This is a genomic window from Bacillus cereus group sp. BfR-BA-01430, assembly GCF_022663115.1.
Lineage (GTDB): Bacteria > Bacillota > Bacilli > Bacillales > Bacillaceae_G > Bacillus_A > Bacillus_A cereus_BD.
The window spans coordinates 1-366 of sequence record NZ_JAKUEW010000077.1 but is presented as its reverse complement, the minus strand read 5'-3'; the positions used below and the strand labels follow the sequence as shown (position 1 = coordinate 366).

The window sequence follows — 366 nt, the reverse complement described above, 5'->3', positions numbered from 1 at the left end:
CGGGTCCACAATCTCGCGGTAGTCACCGAACGTGTATTTGTTTTTCGTAGGGTCTGTGAATGATTCATCAGCAGCAATCGCTCTTGCTTCTAAATAAAGTTTCGGTGTAAAGCCCGTGTCCTTAATTCGAATTGTATCGCCTTCATTGATTTCCTCATGCGACAACCCGAATACTTTCGAAATATCCGCCGCTTCTACTTCGTATGATACAGACGTATTCACACGTTTTTGAAACTCTGTTTTCATGAGAGTCATAAGACGTTGCGGGGTCATATTTTGTTCTTCTGTTTCCGGTGTGTAGAATCCGAATTTATGTTGTCCATTCTCGCTCCAACGCTGAAAAGCGTCAGAGTCAGTAATGTAAGG

The 366-nt window shown here is 43.2% G+C and carries 1 protein-coding gene; it reads right to left on the bottom strand.

Features of this window, described 5'->3' with window-relative positions; translation table 11 throughout:
- Positions 1-366: phage tail spike protein (locus tag MR058_RS23020; protein WP_277926683.1), on the bottom strand; the 366-nt coding region annotated here is incomplete at both ends.